The 17,368-nt window shown below is 67.7% G+C and carries 19 protein-coding genes; 13 read left to right on the top strand and 6 right to left on the bottom strand.

Translation table 11 applies throughout. The annotated features are described in order from the left end of the window. Nucleotides 1-96: 96 nt before the first annotated feature. A complete protein-coding gene (locus tag ASE75_RS13355; RefSeq protein WP_327196318.1) occupies nucleotides 97-1,029 on the bottom strand; it encodes an alpha/beta hydrolase in 933 nt (310 codons plus the stop codon). Nucleotides 1,030-1,213: 184 nt separating this feature from the next. Here ASE75_RS13355 and parC point away from each other — a divergent pair, with 184 nt between their 5' ends. Together parC and ASE75_RS13345 are read left to right on the top strand one after the other, a co-directional pair. Next, entirely contained in the window at nucleotides 1,214-3,460 is a 2,247-nt protein-coding gene (gene parC, locus ASE75_RS13350) for a DNA topoisomerase IV subunit A (protein WP_055934365.1), read from the top strand. A 70-nt stretch (nucleotides 3,461-3,530) separates the two neighbouring features. Further along, a complete protein-coding gene (locus tag ASE75_RS13345; protein WP_055934362.1) occupies nucleotides 3,531-5,204 on the top strand; it encodes a putative bifunctional diguanylate cyclase/phosphodiesterase in 1,674 nt (557 codons plus the stop codon). On the opposite strand, the gene ASE75_RS13340 is transcribed toward ASE75_RS13345, so the two are convergent. Genes ASE75_RS13340 through ASE75_RS13325 form a run of 4 tightly spaced genes read right to left on the bottom strand, consistent with a single transcriptional unit; the run spans nucleotide 5,174 to nucleotide 8,096 of the window. Next, nucleotides 5,174-6,370 (bottom strand): CCA tRNA nucleotidyltransferase, encoded by a 1,197-nt coding sequence (locus ASE75_RS13340; RefSeq protein ID WP_055934360.1) that lies wholly within the window; start codon nucleotides 6,368-6,370, stop codon nucleotides 5,174-5,176. The two genes, ASE75_RS13345 and ASE75_RS13340, sit on opposite strands and share 31 nt — an antisense overlap. After that, the gene (locus tag ASE75_RS13335; protein WP_055934358.1) at nucleotides 6,367-6,969 is read right to left on the bottom strand and encodes a CoA pyrophosphatase; all 603 of its coding nucleotides are present in this window, start codon (nucleotides 6,967-6,969) and stop codon (nucleotides 6,367-6,369) included. The genes ASE75_RS13340 and ASE75_RS13335 overlap by 4 nt, the downstream gene beginning before the upstream one ends. Further along, nucleotides 6,966-7,544, bottom strand: a complete 579-nt coding sequence (locus tag ASE75_RS13330; RefSeq protein ID WP_055934357.1) for a DUF1285 domain-containing protein — start codon at nucleotides 7,542-7,544, stop codon at nucleotides 6,966-6,968. Before ASE75_RS13330 ends, ASE75_RS13335 begins: the two co-directional genes overlap by 4 nt. 42 nt (nucleotides 7,545-7,586) lie before the next feature. Next, nucleotides 7,587-8,096: a GNAT family N-acetyltransferase gene (locus ASE75_RS13325; RefSeq protein ID WP_055934355.1), complete on the bottom strand. Its 510-nt coding sequence runs from the start codon at nucleotides 8,094-8,096 to the stop codon at nucleotides 7,587-7,589. An 85-nt stretch (nucleotides 8,097-8,181) separates the two neighbouring features. On the opposite strand from ASE75_RS13325, the gene ASE75_RS13320 reads away from it, so the two are divergent. Genes ASE75_RS13320 through ASE75_RS13310 form a run of 3 tightly spaced genes read left to right on the top strand, consistent with a single transcriptional unit; the run spans nucleotide 8,182 to nucleotide 9,497 of the window. Next, nucleotides 8,182-8,814 carry a glutathione S-transferase family protein gene (locus ASE75_RS13320; RefSeq protein WP_055934569.1) on the top strand — a complete coding sequence of 211 codons (633 nt, stop codon included), beginning with the start codon at nucleotides 8,182-8,184 and terminating at the stop codon, nucleotides 8,812-8,814. 39 nt (nucleotides 8,815-8,853) lie between these two features. Further along, nucleotides 8,854-9,231: a dihydroneopterin aldolase gene (locus ASE75_RS13315; protein ID WP_055934568.1), complete on the top strand. Its 378-nt coding sequence runs from the start codon at nucleotides 8,854-8,856 to the stop codon at nucleotides 9,229-9,231. Further along, complete coding sequence (locus ASE75_RS13310; protein ID WP_055934353.1) at nucleotides 9,222-9,497, top strand: Rossmann fold domain-containing protein; 276 nt, start codon at nucleotides 9,222-9,224, stop codon at nucleotides 9,495-9,497. The genes ASE75_RS13315 and ASE75_RS13310 overlap by 10 nt, the downstream gene beginning before the upstream one ends. A 15-nt stretch (nucleotides 9,498-9,512) precedes the next feature. Here ASE75_RS13310 and ASE75_RS13305 read toward each other — a convergent pair whose 3' ends face one another. Next, nucleotides 9,513-10,403 (bottom strand): hypothetical protein, encoded by an 891-nt coding sequence (locus tag ASE75_RS13305; protein ID WP_156340477.1) that lies wholly within the window; start codon nucleotides 10,401-10,403, stop codon nucleotides 9,513-9,515. Between the two features lie 214 nt (nucleotides 10,404-10,617). On the opposite strand from ASE75_RS13305, the gene ASE75_RS13300 reads away from it, so the two are divergent. The 8 genes from ASE75_RS13300 (at nucleotide 10,618) to ASE75_RS13265 (ending at nucleotide 17,355) form a co-directional block, all read left to right on the top strand. Continuing rightward, nucleotides 10,618-11,301 carry an energy transducer TonB gene (locus ASE75_RS13300; RefSeq protein ID WP_055934351.1) on the top strand — a complete coding sequence of 228 codons (684 nt, stop codon included), beginning with the start codon at nucleotides 10,618-10,620 and terminating at the stop codon, nucleotides 11,299-11,301. A gap of 92 nt (nucleotides 11,302-11,393) precedes the next feature. Further along, nucleotides 11,394-12,185, top strand: a complete 792-nt coding sequence (locus tag ASE75_RS13295) for a MotA/TolQ/ExbB proton channel family protein (RefSeq protein WP_055934349.1) — start codon at nucleotides 11,394-11,396, stop codon at nucleotides 12,183-12,185. A gap of 93 nt (nucleotides 12,186-12,278) precedes the next feature. Continuing rightward, nucleotides 12,279-12,764: an ExbD/TolR family protein gene (locus tag ASE75_RS13290; RefSeq protein ID WP_082463979.1), complete on the top strand. Its 486-nt coding sequence runs from the start codon at nucleotides 12,279-12,281 to the stop codon at nucleotides 12,762-12,764. A 43-nt stretch (nucleotides 12,765-12,807) separates the two neighbouring features. Next, nucleotides 12,808-13,236, top strand: a complete 429-nt coding sequence (locus ASE75_RS13285) for an ExbD/TolR family protein (RefSeq protein WP_055934346.1) — start codon at nucleotides 12,808-12,810, stop codon at nucleotides 13,234-13,236. Between the two features lie 185 nt (nucleotides 13,237-13,421). Continuing rightward, nucleotides 13,422-13,787, top strand: a complete 366-nt coding sequence (locus ASE75_RS13280) for a tetratricopeptide repeat protein (RefSeq protein ID WP_055934566.1) — start codon at nucleotides 13,422-13,424, stop codon at nucleotides 13,785-13,787. Nucleotides 13,788-14,418: 631 nt separating this feature from the next. Further along, complete coding sequence (locus ASE75_RS13275) at nucleotides 14,419-15,531, top strand: ATP-grasp domain-containing protein (RefSeq protein WP_055934344.1); 1,113 nt, start codon at nucleotides 14,419-14,421, stop codon at nucleotides 15,529-15,531. Nucleotides 15,532-15,604: 73 nt separating this feature from the next. Beyond that, nucleotides 15,605-16,186 carry a TerD family protein gene (locus ASE75_RS13270; protein WP_055934342.1) on the top strand — a complete coding sequence of 194 codons (582 nt, stop codon included), beginning with the start codon at nucleotides 15,605-15,607 and terminating at the stop codon, nucleotides 16,184-16,186. A 20-nt stretch (nucleotides 16,187-16,206) separates the two neighbouring features. Continuing rightward, nucleotides 16,207-17,355 (top strand): TerD family protein, encoded by a 1,149-nt coding sequence (locus tag ASE75_RS13265; protein ID WP_055934340.1) that lies wholly within the window; start codon nucleotides 16,207-16,209, stop codon nucleotides 17,353-17,355. Nucleotides 17,356-17,368 lie beyond the last annotated feature (13 nt).

Raw genomic sequence — 17,368 nt, 5'->3', positions numbered from 1 at the left:
TGGGGTCATGGCCACGGTGGTAGCAAGGTCCATTCCCGCCGCACAGTCCATCCGTCATCTTCGCCTGCGCGGGGGTGACGAATGGACGTGCGGGCGCTATTTTGCCAACGCCGCGCGGATCAGGCGCTTCGTCTCGGCCCACGCCGGGGTCTCCGGCGCGATCAGTTCGACATGCCCGGTCGCGGGGATGGTGTGCAGCACCGCGCGGTCGCCGGCCGCTTTCGCCTCGGCCACATAATCGGTCGCCATCCCATAGGGAATGATCCGGTCCTCGCGTCCGTTGACCAGATCCTGGCCCACGCCGATCGGCAGCAGGCGTGGGACCGACGTATCGGCGAACACGTCCGGTCGGGCACCGCCGGCCACCCCCGTCAGCCTCGCGACGATCTCCGTGCCGCAGCCGTTTTCCGGGGTGGCGGCGGTCGCCTCCAGATCCGGCAGGCCGCCAAGGCTGACGACATGCGCGATCTTGAGTGGTGCGGCCGCCCGCAGCACGCTGTTCGCCGGCAGTTTCGCCCGACCCGCCAGCCACAGCGCCAGATGCCCGCCCGCCGAATGGCCGACCGCGACGACGCGGGTCGTATCCAGGTCATAGGTTGCGGCATCGCGCGCCAGCCGGTCTGCCGCCGCACCCACGTCCTGAAACGTACCGGGGTAGCCGCCACCGCTGCGGTCGACGCCGCGATAGTCGATGTTCCACACCGCGACGCCGTCGCGCCGCAGGTCGTCGGCGATCCAGTCCATCAGCCGCCGGTCGGCGATCTCGGTCTGCCAGCAGCCGCCATGCACCATCAGCACGACCGGATGTGGTCCGGCGCCGGCGGGCCGCCAGATGTCGATCACCTGCAACGGGTCGCTGCCATAGGCGACGGTGGCATCGGCAACCGGATGCGGGCGTTTGGTCAGGTCGGGCCATGTCATCAGCGGGCGGGCGGCTGTGGCGGCGGGGGGATGGGGCATGACGCATCCGTTCGTGGTCAGGATCGCGGCCAGCGCAAGCAGCGCGGCGGGCAGAGGGTGTCGGTTCACGCTGGTCGAGTCTTCATCATGGCGTACCGTATCGACACCCGCGGGCAAGGCATAGGCGGAGCATCCCGTTTCCCCGCGAAGGCGGGGGAACACGGCGGGCATCGAAGGGCCAGGCCCGGTCGATGGCGGTCTCCCCAAGATCATTTGATTGTGTCCGCTCGCTCCTGCTATCGCATCCGCATCCATGGCCACTGATTTCAAAGACCCGTTCCAGGCGATCGTCGACGCCCCCTTCGACAGCGCGTTGTCCGAGCGGTATCTCGTCTATGCGCTGTCGACGATCACAGCGCGGTCGCTGCCCGATGTGCGCGATGGCCTGAAGCCGGTTCACCGCCGTCTGCTTTGGGCAATGCGCCTGCTGAAGCTGGACCCGGCGAGCGGGTACAAGAAATGCGCGCGGGTCGTCGGCGACGTCATCGGCAAATATCACCCGCATGGCGACCAGTCGGTGTACGACGCCATGGTCCGCCTCGCGCAGGATTTCGCGCTGCGCTATCCACTGGTCGACGGGCAGGGCAATTTCGGCAATATCGACGGGGATAACGCCGCCGCCTACCGCTACACCGAGGCAAGGCTGACACAGGTCGCGATCGACCTGATGGACGGGCTGGACGAGGACGCGGTGTCCTATCGCCCGACCTATAACGGCGAGGAACTGGAGCCGGAGCTGTTCCCCGGCATGTTCCCCAACCTGCTGGCGAACGGCGCCGCCGGCATCGCGGTCGGCATGGCGACCAGCATCCCGCCGCACAACGCCGCCGAATTGCTGAGCGCCGCGATTGCGCTGGTCGAGAACCCGGATGCGGACGACGCGGCGGTGCTGGCCCATGTGAAGGGGCCGGATTTTCCAACGGGCGGGCTGGTGGTTGATCCGCCCGCCGCGCTGATCGAATCCTACACCACCGGGCGCGGCGGCTTCCGGGTGCGTGCGCGGTTCGAGATCGAAAAGGAAAAGGGCGGCGGCTGGCAGGCGGTCATCACCGAGATCCCGTACGGCGTGCAGAAGGGCAAGCTGATCGAGCAGATCGCCGCCCTCATCAACGACAAGAAGCTGCCGATCCTCGCCGACGTGCGCGACGAATCGGATACGCTGGTCCGCATCGTGCTGGAACCGCGCGCCCGCACGGTCGACGCGCAGGTGCTGATGGACGGCCTGTTCCGTATGTCCGACCTGGAATCGCGGGTCAGCCTGAACCTGAACGTGCTCGACAAGGACCGGACGCCGCGCGTCATGTCCCTGCGCGACGCGTTGAAGGCGTGGGTCGATCATCAGTTCGTCGTGCTCGACCTGCGCACGCGGCACCGGCTGGGCAAGATCGACGACCGGATCGAGCTGCTGGACGGCTACCTCGTCACCTATCTCAACCTCGACCGGGTGATCGAGATCATCCGGACCGAGGATCACCCCAAACCGGTGATGATCGACGAGTTCGCGCTGAACGAACGCCAGGCCGAGGCCGTGCTGAACATGCGGCTGCGATCGTTGCGCCGGCTGGAGGAGTTCGAGATCCGCAAGGAGCGCGACAAGCTGGCGAAGGAACATGCCGAGCTGACCGGCCTGCTCGAATCGCCGGTGAAGCAGCGCAACCGGATGAAGCGCGACCTGGGCAGGATTCGCGACCGTTACGGCCTGGACACGCCGCTGGGCGCGCGGCGCACCACGATCGAGGAGGCCGCGCCGACGCGCGACATCCCGCTGGAGGCGATGATCGAGCGCGAGCCGATCACCGTCATCCTGTCGCAGCGCGGCTGGATCCGGGCGCTGCGCGGTCATGCCGACCTGGCGGCGGGCGAGACGTTCAAGTTCAAGGAGGGCGACGGCCCCGCCTTCGCCTTCCACGCGCAGACCACCGACAAGATCCTGCTGGCGGCGGAGAATGGCCGGTTCTTCACGCTGGGCGCGGACAAGCTGCCCGGGGGACGCGGCTTCGGCGATCCGGTGCGCGCGATGATCGACCTGGATGGCGAGATTGGTATCGTCGCGCTGCTGGCCGCGCGGCGCGGGGAGAAGCTGTTGCTCGCCGCCACCGACGGGCGCGGCTTCATCGCGACCGTCGACGACGTGATCGCGGAGACGCGCAAGGGCAAGACCGTGCTGACCCCGCGTATCGGCCACAGGCTGAAGGTCGTTCGTCCCGTTCCGCCGGGCGCGGACTATATCGCGGCGATCGGCGACAACCGCAAATTGCTGGTGTTCCCGATGTCGGAAATGGCCGAACTCAGCCGGGGGACCGGCGTGCAGTTGCAGCGGTATCGCGACGGCGGCCTGTCGGATGCGATCGCGTTCGTCTTGGCCGCCGGGCTGTCCTGGCCGATGGGCGGGGACAGCGGTCGCATCCGGACCGAGGCCGATATGGGACCATGGCGCACCGCGCGCGGGGCCGCCGGACGGATGCCGCCAACGGGCTTCCCCCGCGACAACAGCTTCTAGGACGCTTCCGGGGGTCTTCCGGGGGCCTGTTTCAGACCGTCTTAACGAAAGGGTGTTTAGGACCGGTCGCATGGCCTTCGCCCCCACCGCCGTGTCCGTCACACCCCCGTTAGCGCCCGAATTGGTCGAGCGCATGCTGGAGATGGTGTGCGTGCCGGCGGCGATCGTCGAAATGCGCGATGGCGTCGTCGAATATGTGGCGGCAAACTGGCCCTATCGTGATGCCGGGATCGACCTGGTCGATGGGACGTCGCCGGTCCGGACGTCACTGGCCGAGCTGGTCGAGACGTTCCTGTCGTCCGATTCGGTCAGCATCCGGGTCGCGTGGACGATGGGTGATGTCGTGGATCTGCGCTATTACGACCTGAACATCGCCCGCTCCGCGACCGGTTCGCGGGGCCGGTGCATCCTGACCTTCCTCGATCGCACGTCGGAGGCGCGGACCGAGCGATCGCTTCGCCGCGAAATGACGATCGACAGCCTGACCGGACTGCCCAACCGGCAGGGTTTCGGCGACCTGATCGAGGGCGTGATGCCGACGCAGGACAGTCATGCGGTGCTGGTCGTCGATATCAGCCGCTTCGGCAGCATCAATGCCTGTCTCGGCTCGCTGGTTGGCGACGAACTGCTCATCAGCGTGGCCCGCCGGATTAAGGGCGTGCTGCGCGCCCGCGATCAGCTGTCACGGATCGGCGGCGATGAATTCGGCATCCTGATCGAGATCGACGAGGATCGCGACGAGGCGATGCACCTGGCACAGCGGATCAAGGGTGCCTTGTCGACACCCTTCCGGCTGACCGACTATCATACCCGGGTGGACTGCTCGATCGGCATCGCCTTCGGCAGCAGCACGGTCGACGATGCCGAGGAGCTGATCCGCCATGCCCAGTTCGCGGTCAAGCGCGCGAAGGCCAGCGGCACGACCGAGGCGTACCAGACCCACGCATTCGACGCCGCCCGCGCCCGCTATTCGATCGAGACGGCGTTGCGGCGCGGCATCGAGAATGGCGACCTGACGCTGCACTACCAGCCGATCTGCGATCTTGGCTCCGGTCGGATCGTGGCGTTCGAGGCGCTGGCCCGGTGGCAGGACGAACAGGGGCGGATGGTGTCGCCGGTCGATTTCATTCCGGTCGCTGAGGAGTCTGGGCTGATCGTGCCGCTGGGGCGCTGGGCGATCGACGAGGCGATGCGCACGCTGGCGCGGTGGGACGCGGCATCGCCCCGGGGCGATTGCGGGGTCAGTTTCGCGGTCAACGTATCGCCGATCCAGTTGCAGCGCGACCGGATGCCCGACGTGGTCTCGGGTATCCTGACGCAAACGGGCCTGGCGGGCGGGCGGCTGAAACTGGAACTGACCGAAAGCGCGTTGATCGCCGACCCGGACGGCACGGCTCGTACAATGTACGCGCTGCGCGATCTTGGCTGCACGCTGGCGATGGACGACTTCGGCACCGGCTATTCCAACCTTGCGTCGCTCCAGAAGCTGCCGATCGACATCCTGAAGATCGACCGCAGCTTCGTGACGGGGATGCTGAACGACCGCGACAAGATCGCCATCGTCCGCGCGATCCTGAGTCTGGCGCAGGCGTTGAACATGCGGACCGTGGCCGAGGGGATCGAAACCGACGCGCTGGCGCAGACGCTGTCCGCGCTCGGGTGCAGCAGCGGGCAGGGGTTCCTGTATTCACGGCCGGTGCCGGCCGACGACGCCTATGCGGTGCTGCTCGCGCGCAACGCCTGAGCAACGGCGTCGTCGGCGATTGCCGCCGTCCGGTCGGCATCGGGAAATCCTTCGGCGATCCACCGGGTTTCGACCATACGCAGCATCGCGGCCACGTCCGGCCCTTTCCGCAATCCCCGCGCGACCAGCGCGCCGCCGGTGATCGGCAGCACAGGTGGTGTGAACCCGCGCAGGCCGGCGATATCGACACCGGCGATCAGCAACCGGTCTACCGCGCCGTCGATACCCACGCGATAGGCCAGCGCCCGCGCACCCTCGTCACCCGGTCCGCCGGTGGCGGCGATCAACCGCTTGCGGTCCGCGTTCGACAGGCGCAGCCGCGCACCGACCGGTTCGGCGGCGTCGGCGGGGATCAGGGTCGCCAGCCGGCGGATGGGATGCGGCGGCACGTCGGCGGCGGACTCGCGCGCGGCCAGCACCGCCAGCCGGTCCGCGCCCTCGGCGGTGATTTCGGGCAGCACCGCGCGCAGGATGCCGTGCTCGACCATCAGCGCGATCACGCCGACCGCCTGGGGTGCGACCAGCAGCTTCAGCATCTCGGCCGCGATCCGCTCGCGCGACAGGGCCATCAGGTCGTTGGCGCGCGCGGCGCAGGCGGCCAGCCCCGCGGCGTCGATCGTCCGGCCGAACCGCGCGTGAAAGCGGAAGAAACGCAGGATCCGCAAATGATCCTCGGCGATCCGCTGCATCGGATCGCCGATGAACCGCACGCGCCCCGCCGCCAGATCGGCCCGGCCACCGAAATAATCGAAGATCTCGCCCGTCGCCGGATCGGCGTACAGCGCGTTGATCGTGAAATCGCGTCGGGCCGCATCCTCGCGCCAGTCGTCGCTGAACGCCACGGTCGCGTGGCGGCCATCGGTTTCGACGTCGCGGCGCAGCGTCGTCACCTCGACCGGGCCACCGGGCAGCACCGCCGTCACCGTGCCGTGCGCGATGCCGGTCGGCACCACCCGGATGCGCGCGGCCTGCAACAGGTCGACGACCGCGTCGGGCCGGTGGCGGGTGGCGATGTCGATATCGGCGACGTCCAGCCCCACCAGCGTATCGCGCACCGCGCCGCCGACGTAGCGCGCGGCATCATGACCCAGCGCTTCGGCGAGGTGTTCAAGACCTTCACGGTGTCGCCATGCAGCATCGGGTAGAGTGGAGGTGAGGTCGCTCACAAGGCCCACCGCATCCGCCGCGCCAGATTGACGATCATCGCCGCGGTCGCGCCCCAGATCCGGTGATCGCCCCAGCTGATCTCGACATAATGCCGCTCCTGCCCCTGCCACTCGACGCTGGCCTCGACGTGTTTCGCCTCGTCGATCAGGAACGCCAGCGGCACCTCGAAGACCTCGGCGACTTCATCCGGGCTGGCGACGAACACCAGATCGGCGGGCACGATGCCGACCACCGGCGTCACCGCGAAGCCGGTGACGGTACGATAGCGGTCGGCCGGGCCGATCACCTGTACGTCGGCGGGCGACAGACCGATTTCCTCGTGCGCCTCGCGCAGCGCGGTGGCAACGGCATCGCGGTCGCCGGCATCCATCCGGCCGCCGGGAAACGCTATCTGCCCGGCGTGATTGCGCAAGCTGTCGGTGCGGCGGGTCAGGATGATGCCCGGTTCCGGCCGGTCGGTGACCGCGACCAGAACCGCCGCCTCCAGCAGGGTTTCGTCCTGTGCGAGATCGCCGTCGTGCAGGTCGCCGGTCAGCAGGATCGCATGCGGCTCCGGCGGATGTGCCAGCGCGGCGGCCAGTCGTTCGGCCAGCGTCACGCGACTGTTTCCGGCGGCGTCTCCAGCGGGAAGAACACGCCCTCGCTCCAGATGCCGGGTGGCGTGTCGCCCCCGGCGATCGCGCGCTCGACCAGCTCGTAATAGACCGACCGCACCACCAGCGCCTCCAGCCCGCCCCGAACATGGAGATAGGGACGCGGGCCGGTATCGTCGGCCACGAACCGCAAGGCGTGATCCGGTCCGGCGGTCACCAGATCGCCGGTGTTCAGCCGGAACGCCACGCGCGCCGCCTGTCCCGCACCCTCCGCCTTCATCTCGACCGCGACGAAGGCGGCATCCTCCACCTCGATGTCGAGCTTTTCGACCGGCGTGACCAGGACGTGACGGCCATCGGGCTCGCGGCGCAGGATGGTCGAGAACAGCCGTACCATCGCCGGCCGGCTGATCGGTCCGCCCTGATGAAACCAGCTGCCGTCGCGCGCGATCCGCATCTCGCTGTCGCCGCAATGCGTCGGGTTCCAGCGGTCGACGGGGGGCAGTTTCGCCTCCTCGGCAAGCCGGGCGATGTCACTCAGCGACAGGGCGGACAGGTCGGGGGGATCGGTCATGGGCATGGGGTGACGCCTAGGCCAGCCGGGCGGATGGTGCAAACCGACTCACGGACCTGTGTCCGCCGGTGCCAGCAGTCCGGCCTCGTCCGGCACGGCGTCGCCCCGCGCCAGCAGGCGGTGACGCTCGACCGGTCCCGGCAGTCGCCACGCGGCGGTGTGCCCGGCGGTAAAGCCGAAGAACCGGCCATAATAGTCCGGGTCGCCGATCAGCATCAGCGGCGGATGCCCCGGCGCGGCATCGGCCGCCTCCAGCGCCAGCGTCATCAGCGCGCGGCCGATGCCGTCGCCCTGCCGCCCCGGCTCGACTGCGACCGGCCCGACCATCACCAGCGGCCGGGTGGCCCCGTCGTCGCCGATATGGACGACCGGCCAGCACTGGATCGACCCGATCAGCGTCCCGTCCTCGACCGCGGCAAAGCTCAGGTGCGGCAGCATCGCGCCTGCGCCACGCACCTTGTAGGCGGTGCGGCCGTGGCGATCGGTCCCGAAAGCCCGGTCGAGCAGCGCCTCGACCAGCGTCGGGTCGATGGTGTCCAGAGGTACGAACGCGGTCAATGGCGGCTCCCGAACCGCGTAGGTCCATGGACGACGCGGGCCGCGCGCTTTAGCGTGGGGGTGCCTGAACGCAAGGATAATGGCGATGAAGCTGTATGACGCCGCCTGGGCCCCGTCACCGCGCCGGGTCCGCATCTACCTCGCCGAGAAGGGGATCGCGGTCGACCGGGTGGCGGTCGACCTGCGGACCGGCGAGCATCTGGCCGACCCGTATCTGGCGATCAACCCGCGTGGCGCGGTGCCGGCGCTCGAACTCGACGATGGCGAGGTCATCTGCGAATCGGCGGCGATCTGTCGCTATTTCGAGGCGTTGCACCCGACGCCGTCGCTGTTCGGCGACACACCGCTCGCGGTCGGACGAATCGAATCCTGGACCCGCCGGATCGAGGGTGACGGCTATGCCGCCGCCGTCTATGTCCTGCGCAACAGTGCGCCGGCCTTTGCCGGGCGCGGCGAGGTCGGCAAATGGCCGGCGATCGACCAGATCCCGGACCTGTCGGTGCGCGGGCGGATCATGTGGGATGCGTTTGTCGATGCGCTGGACGCCCGGCTGGTGACCACGTCGTGGATTGCCGGCGACCGGTACAGCTTTGCCGACATCACCGCGCTGGTCACGGTCGATTTCGCCAGGGCCGCGCGGCTGACGGTGCGGGCGGACGCCGTGCATCTGCACCGCTGGCATGACGCCGCCAGCACGCGGGACAGCGCGACCGCCTGACGGCTTCCCTCCGTCCACCGCTATGCTATGCGGCGCGGCATGAACGACAGTCTCCAGCTCGAAGTCCACGACATGGTGGTGCAGGTCCTGACCGGCATCTATTCGGAGGAGACGCATCTGCCGCAGCCGCTGCGCATCTCGCTCACCGTCGATCTCGACATTCCGCCGCGCTTCGACCCCGATACGCCGCTTGCCGCGTCGAAAAACTACATGGACCTGAAACATGCGGCGACCACCGCCCTGCCGCCGGGCGTCCATTTCACGCTGATCGAGGGGGTGGCCGACCATATCTGCGAAACCCTGTTCCTGCAGGATGTTCGTGTGCGTCGCGTGCTGGTCAAGATCGTGAAGCTCGCCATTTCCGAAAACGGCGAATCGATCGGCGTCACCATGATTCGCCATCGCCCATGCGCGTGACGCTGGCGGCCGGCGACGATCCGGTGGCGGCGGTGCGCGCGGCCACGGCCGAATCGGTGGTGCTGGTGTTCGCATCCGACCGTGATCCGGTAATGATGGCGCGCGATATCGCCGCGATCGGACCGCTGGCGATCGAATCGGCACCGGTGCGCCGGGTCAACGCCGTTATCGCCGGCCCCGGCAGTGCGGCCGATGCCGTCGATGCCGCCGTCGTCTTTCTCGATCAGGCGCTGTCGACCACCGGGCAGGTCATCACCGTCGCCTGACGCCGGCCCGGCCGGTCAGCCGCCGATGGTGCGCCCGCACGGCCCCAGCGAGTCGCGGACGAACCGGAAGTCGGCGACCGCGACCGCGGCATCCTCCGGCGTCAGCGACGCGGTGCTGGTGTCGGGCAGCCGCTCGGGCAGACCGCAGGCCAGCCGATACCACAGCAGGGTATCGCGCGGCGGTGCGGCGGCGGCCTCGTCGACGATCTCGCTCAGCGCCACGGCCCAGCGCGGCTGCTCGCCGGGCCGGCGCAGGACGGACAGCGAAACCGGCCGCTGGTCGGCGGTCGTCAGGAAGATCTGCGTTTCGCCCTCGCCCGGCAGCGCGCCGGCGACATGGAAGGCGTTGCCGACGCCGGTGATCTGCGGCGGCGCGGCCGCGTCCAGCACCTCCTTGGCGATGGCGCGGGTGCGGGCGTCGGTATCGGGGGTCCAGTCCAGCTGGGCATGGGGGGCGATCAGCTGGACCTGGCCCGCGCCGCCCGGCACCGGACGGGCAAAGATCAGGAACCGCGCCTTCTTCAGTTTGGGCGCCTTTCCGCGCGCATCGGTCGGGACGTCGACCAGATAGCCGATTCGCGGCGGCAGGCCGTTCGCGCCGCGCACGAGCGCCTGCACGTCGGCCTCGACATAGAAACGCGCCATGCCCGGCGCCAGTCCGGTCGCCTCATCCGGCTTGATCCGCGCCGCCGATCGGACCGCGACGTCGGCGATGAGCGGTGCCGCCAGGACAAGATCGGCCAGATCGGCATAGCCCGGCCCACCCTGTGTGCCGGTCCCGGGCATCGTGCCGGGGGCCGTGGCGGCGGTCGGTAAGGGGGCATCCTGTGCGGCAACGCAGGCCGGGGCGGCGACCATTGCAAGGCTCAGCGAGGCGAGGGCGGTCCAGCGACGGGTGATATGCATGGGGCGTTCGCTACCCCAGCGGTCATGAACGATACAGAAATAAATCTGTCGCCAAGCGCTTGTACGTTTGTTGCGTCAGACAAAGCGTTTGCACGGGCGTTAGCGTCTCGTTAGAAGTTTAGGTCTGCGTAAGGTTATATTGGCTCGTCGCATGGTCCGCTGGTCGAATGGCCGCGCGATCAAGAACGGAAAAATTAGGGAGTGTCGTCGCTGAATGGCTTATGTTGACCAGAAGATGTCCAGTGGCAAAGTGGTCGCGATCGTCATCGTCGCGCTCATTCACATTGCGCTGGGCTATGCCTTCGTCACGGGCCTTGCGTACCAGTACGTCAAGAAGGCCTCGGAAAAGCTGAATACGTTCGACGTGGAGCCACCGCCTCCGCCGCCGCCGCCGGACGAGCCGCCCCCGCCCCCGCCAGACACGCCCATGCAGCCGCCACCCGTCGTGTCGCCGCCGCCGATCGTGCAGAATCCGAACCCGCCGCCCGTCGTGGTCGCAACGGTTCCGACTCCGCCGCAGGTGTACGTGCCCACGCCGATCGCCGCGCCGCCGGCACCGCCTGCGCCGGTGTCGCCACCCGCGCCGCCGGCTCCCGTGGTCAGCAAGGCGGCTGGTGCCAAGGGCAGCCCGGCATCGTGGGTCAGCAACGACGACTATCCTCCCAGCGCGATCCGCGCCGGCGAGGAAGGTTCGGTCGGCATGCGCTGGGAAATCAGCACGTCGGGCCGCGTCGAGAATTGCGTCGTGACCCAGTCGAGCGGATCGTCGACGCTGGATCGGGCGGCCTGCACGGCCATGACCCGGCGCGGACGCTATTCGCCGGCGCTTGACCAGGCGGGTAATCCGATCCGGTCGGCATCCGGCGCCCGCATCCGCTGGACCCTGCCGAAGGATTGATCCTCGCTCCCCCCGTCGCCGGGGGGAGCAGGCCCCAAACCGACGTCACTAAATTTGCTACCGAATAATATAATCAGAGGACGAACCTAACCATGCTGACCACCATCCTTGCTGCCGCTGGTGCAGCCGCTCCGGGCGCAAACCCCTACGGCCTCGGCCCGGCCCTGCGCGAAGGCGGCCTGATTTCGCAGACCGTGTTCGGTATATTGGTGCTGATGTCGATCGTGTCGTTCTACATCCTGTTCTCGAAGCTGTTCGAGCAGCAGAAGATCATGGGCCAGGCCAAGCGCGTTCGCGAAAACTTCTGGCAGTCCAACTCGCTGCGCGAGGGTTCGGCCAAGCTGGAGAAGAACTCGGCCTACAAGCAGATCGTCGACGACGGTCTGGCTGCGCAGGAGCAGCACGGCAAGCTGACCGATCCGGTCGAGGCGCATGACTGGCTGCACGGTTCGCTGTCGCGTTCGGAAGCCGCCATCAACTCGAAGCTGGCCGGCGGTCTCGCCTTCCTTGCAACCGTGGGTTCGACCTCGCCGTTCATCGGCCTGTTCGGAACGGTTATCGGCATCTACCGCGCACTCATCAAGATCGGTTCGGCCGGTCAGGCATCGATCGACGCCGTCGCAGGTCCGGTCGGCGAGGCGCTCATCATGACCGCACTCGGCCTGGTCGTCGCGGTTCCGGCCGTGCTGTCGTACAACTGGCTGCAGGCGCGCAACAAGTCGATCGCCCGTGACCTGTCGGCCTTCTCGACCGACGTTCTGGGCTTCCTGGCCTCGGGTGGTTCGGTTCGTCCGACCGCACCGGGCAAGCCTGGCCTGACGAAGCCGGTTGCAGCGACGACCACCGCTGGCCAGACCGGCGGCGTGCCGACGTCGCGCGCATAAGAAGGTGTTTCGGGGATACCGGTCCGGTGTCCCCGGACCCTTTGCCGGGGCGCACAAGGCCCCGGCAGATATAATGGATAGGATAGCGCGCACATGTCGATGAGTGTCGGTGGAGACTCCTCCGAAGAGAAGCCGTTGTCGGACATCAACACGACGCCGTTGGTCGACGTCATGCTGGTGCTCCTCATCATCTTCCTGATCGCCGTCCCGGTCGTGATCCAGTCGGTGAAGCTGAAGCTTCCCGACGTCCGGTTCGACCCGACGACGACGAAACCTGAAAACGTCCTGCTGTCGGTGACGTCCAAGCCCGACGGTTCCTGCGCGGTCTATTGGGGCACATCCCCGGTGACGAGCAAGGAACTGATCGATCGTGCAGTCGAGAAACTGAAGGCCGAGATCGCCCGTCAGGGCGGCGCGAACGCCGCTGGTCTCGAACTGCCGGAAGCCCACATCCGCGGTGACGTGAATGTAAACTGGTCCTGCGTCGGCGGCACGATCTACACGATGCAGATGGCCGGGTTCGCCCGCGTCGGCTTCATCTCCGAACCGCCCCCCGGCGAGGGTGTCGCCCGCCTGTAAGGTGGACGCGACACACCGGGCCTAGTCTCAGGAGTATTACGACATGGCAATGAGTTCTGGGGGCGCAGAAGGCGAACCCATGATGGACATGAACACGACGCCGTTGATCGACGTCATGCTCGTGCTTCTCATCATGTTCATCATCACCATCCCGATCCAGACCCACGCGGTAAAGGTCGATCTTCCCGTCAACGATCCGAACGCCAAGCAGCCGCCGGTCAATGCCGAGAAGAACAAGATCACGATCGATCCGCTCGGCACGGTCGCATGGAACGGGACGCCGGTGAACGAAGTGACGCTTCGCCAGTATCTCGACCAGACGGCGGCGATGGCTGTCGAGCCGGAGCTTCACTTCCAGCCCGACAAGGCCGCGAAGTATGAAGTGGTCGATCGGACGCTCGCCGTCATCAAGCGGTCGAACGTCTCGAAGCTCGGCTTCATCGGCAACGAGCAGTATCGCAACGACTTCTGATCGTCGTCGCCGATGCCGAAAGTTCAAAAGGGCGGTCCCGGTCGGGGCCGCCCTTTTTCGTGCCCGCGGCCTGCCCAGCCGTGCCGGAACGCCCAACATCGCTTGCACTCGTTTCACGAAAGTGACATCTTCGCGTAACAAAAGTGTAACCGACCAATCGAGGCCGGACATGCGGGAGATGAATGATGACGATGTTCCGTGCATCCTGCCGTGCAGGCGCAGCCCTCGCCCTGGCGCTGGTGGCGACCACGCCGGCGCTGGCGGGTGAACGCACCGGCTTTACCGCGATCGCCAGCGGCGATCTGGCCAAGGCGGAGCGGATGCTGACCGCCGAGCGCCGGATCTATCCGCAGCGCCCCGAACTGATGCTCAACCTTGCCGCGGTCTATGCAAAGACCAACCGCAGCGCGGAGGCGCGTGCGCTCTACACGGCGGTGCTGGACCGCCCGGCCGTCGCGATGGACCTGCCGAACGGCATGGTCCTGTCGTCGCATGCCGTCGCCAGCACGGGCCTGAACCGCCTGCCTGGCGCGCAGATGGCGACGCGCTGATCCCAGACGCAGGGCGCGGTCGTGGACGATCCGCGCCCTGCCAATGGGGTTTCGATCGAACGCGCGGTATGGGCCGATCGAGGCTGCAACATTCCGTGTCGTACGATCTGGTCTGGCAACACGAGGCCAGAGTTTCCGGCTAGGCGCGTTACCGTTGCCGATCAGCCGGGTGTGCCGCCCTCGCGAAGCTGCTTCGTGATACGGCGCGGCAACACGGTTTCAACCCAGGCCATGGATGGCCCGGCCGGTCGGGACGTCGAATCAACGCATTGGCGGCAAAAGGCGTCGGGATCCGACGCGCGGGAAGTCGCTAGACGGGACGGATCGACATACATGGCCTTTTGCGGCTGATGTTGGTGGATCCCCTCGTACTCCCGGGCTTGACCCGGGAGTACGATCGACAAGAGACGCCATCGCGATGAATGTCGATCGGCCCTGACGCGCGACGTTCAGCGTGTGGCCGCCGCGCCGTCATCACCGATCATCCGCCGCGCGCCATATCGCCCCCACGCGGTGCAGCAGGGTGAACCGTCAACAGGTTCGTCGGGAAAACCCGTCTCCCGTGGGCGACCGCGCATATTTCGGTTGATCCCGCACACCCCCGCTTCCATGCGATCCGCTTGCCCGGGGAATGGCCTTGGGCACGCGGTGGGGCGAGTGCGTGGGCAAGACGGTCTGGTTCAACAAGGGGCATTCGGTCCGCAACGCGCTGGTCGCAATCCGCATGGCCGATGCCGGCCGAATCCGCCTGATCGCGTCGCACCCGTTCGCCGACGCCGCCGCGTTGACCGCCGCCGACGTCGCGCTGGTCGAACCGTGGATCGAGGCGGACGATGTCGCGGGCGGTTACCGCGACTGGTGCCTCGACGTCTGCCGCACGCATGCGGTCGACCTGTTCCTGGCGGGTGAACAGCGCGAGATGCTGGCCCCCTTCGCCGCCGATTTTGCCGCGGTCGGCACCCGCCTTGCGCTGGCCGCGTCGCCGGCGACGCTCGACATCATCGACGACAAGCACGCCTTTACCCGCGCCGCCGCCGGTTTTGGCCTGCCCGTCGCGCAGACCTATTGCGTGACCGAGGCGACGGGGTTCGCGGCGGCCGTCGCGGCGTTGCGCGCCGACGGCCACGGCCTGTGCGTCAAGCCCGCGCGCGGCGTGTTCGGCGCCGGCTTCTGGCGGCTCGATGATTCGCAGACGTTGTTCGACCGGCTGATGACCGGTGGCGGACATACGCTGCCCGTTTCCGTCTTCGCCGCCGCGCTGGCCGAGCCCGCCCCGGTGCCGCTGCTGGTGATGGAATATCTGCCGGGCGACGAGACGAGCGTCGATGTGCTTGCCGATCATGGCCGGGTGCTGCTGGCGGTCGCGCGCACCAAGCGGCGGGTGGCGCAGCATTTGTCGGTCGACGGTCCGGCGATCGAACTGGCCGCGCGCACGGTCGCCGCGTTCGGCCTGCACGGGCTGGTCAATGTGCAGATGATCGCCGACCGGGATGATCGCCAGACTTTGCTGGAGGTCAATCCGCGGATGAGCGGCGGGTGCCATTACGCGCTGTTCGCCGGGGCCAATCTGCCATGGTGGCATGTCGCGCTCGAACTGGGGCTGGTCGATCCGGGCGACCTGCCGGTGCCGGTCGGCGGGGCGGTGGTCGCGGCCATCCCCGATGCGGTGCGGATCGACGGGGCGGCACACCCGACCTTTGCCGGGCTGACCGGCCGGAGCGGGGCCATGAAGACCGTCGATTAGGGTTGCCGTCCCCGCTATGTTCCGGCTAGCGTGATGCATCCATATATCACCCAGTCGTCATCGGGAGTCCGTCATGGTCAATCTGCAAAAGGGCCAGACGGTCCGTCTGGAAAAGAGCGACGGCGGCACGCTGACGCGCGTGACGATGGGGCTGGGCTGGGACGTGAAGAAGGCCAAGGGGCTGTTCGGCATGTTCGGCGGTGGCGGCGGCGACATCGACCTTGATGCCTCCTGCCTGTTGTTCGACGCGAACCGCCGGCTGGTCGACCAGGTCTGGTTCCGCCAGCTGACCAGCAAGGACGGCAGCATCGTCCACAGCGGCGACAACCGCACTGGCGCAGGGGACGGCGATGACGAGACGATCGCCGTCGATCTGTCGCGCCTGCCGGCCAGCGTCACGACGCTGATCTTTACTGTCAACAGCTTCACCGGCGACACGTTCGAGCGGATCGATAACGCCTATTGCCGGCTGGTCGATGCGACGACGGGCAAGGAAACCGCGCGCTACGACCTGACCGGGCAGGGGTCGCACACCGGCCAGGTCATGGCGCGGATCGCGCGGACGGGCGCGGGCTGGGAGATGAAGGCGCTGGGCGAGCAGACGACGGGTCGGACGTTCCAGGACATGATGCCCCAGATCACCGCGGCGCTCTGATCGCGCGAGGGGATGCGGACATGACCGACTTGCAGCAGGGCGGGAACGCGCCGGTGACCGGTGATCGCGTGCGGGTGGCCTTTGCGTGGGACGTCGGTGCTGGCGTGGACGCGGACGCCTCGGCCTATCTGTTGACCGCGACCGGCAAGGTCCGCGACGACGCCGACATGGTGTTCTACAACCAGCCGTCCGGTGCCGGCGGCAGCGTCCGCTTCGATGCCGGCGCAGGCCCGCGCGGCGGATTCGACATCGACCTGACGCGCGTGCCGGCCGAGATCGCGCGGATCGTGTTCTGTGTCACCATCCACGACGGTCAGGCGCGGCGGCAGACGCTGGCGCAGTTGACCGGCGTGTCGCTGAGTATCGGTGACATTCGTTATGCGCCTGCGCTGGCCGGGGCGACCGAGACGGCGATGACGCTGGGCGAACTCTATCGCCGGAACGGCCAGTGGAAGGTCCGCGCGGTCGGCCAGGGTTTTGCCGGCGGTCTTGCCCCGCTGGCCCGGTCGTTCGGCATCGACGTGGCCGAGGACGCGCCCGCCGCCCCGCCGCCGCCCGCTCCCGCCCCGACGCCGGTGCGGTTGAGCAAGGTGACGCTCGACAAGCCGGGCCAGAAGATCAGCCTGGAGAAAAAGGGCGCGAGCTTCGGCGAGATCGTCGTCAACCTCAACTGGTCGCGCGGCAAGAAGGGCCTGTTCGGCAGTGGCAGCGCGATCGACCTCGACCTTGGCTGCCTGTTCGAGCTGGCCGATGGGCGTAAAGGCGCGGTGCAGGCGCTGGGAAACAGCTTCGGGTCGTTCGACGCCGCCCCCTATATTATGCTGTCGGGCGACGACCGCACCGGCGACGTGTCGAGCGGCGAGACGATGCGGATCAACGGCGCGCGCTGGGCGGAGGTCAAGCGGGTCATCGTCTTCGCCAACATCTATGACGGCGTGCCGAACTGGCAGCAGACCGACGGCGTTGTCACCGTGACGATGCCCGACCAGCCGCCAATCGAGGTACGGATGACCGAGGGGCGCAACGACCAGCGGCTGTGCGGCATCGTCCTGATCGAAAACCGCGGCGGCAGTTTCGACGCAACGCGGATCGTCGAATATTTCCGCGACCAGCAGGTGCTCGATGAACGGCTTGGCTGGGGTATGCGTTGGGTCGCGGGACGGAAATAATTCTTGGGGCTGG

Origin of the sequence: Sphingomonas sp. Leaf17 (assembly GCF_001421505.1) — a bacterium.
In the GTDB taxonomy this organism is placed as follows: domain Bacteria; phylum Pseudomonadota; class Alphaproteobacteria; order Sphingomonadales; family Sphingomonadaceae; genus Sphingomonas.
The sequence above is the reverse complement of the archived record's forward strand: the minus strand, read 5'-3'. Positions and strand labels throughout refer to the sequence as shown.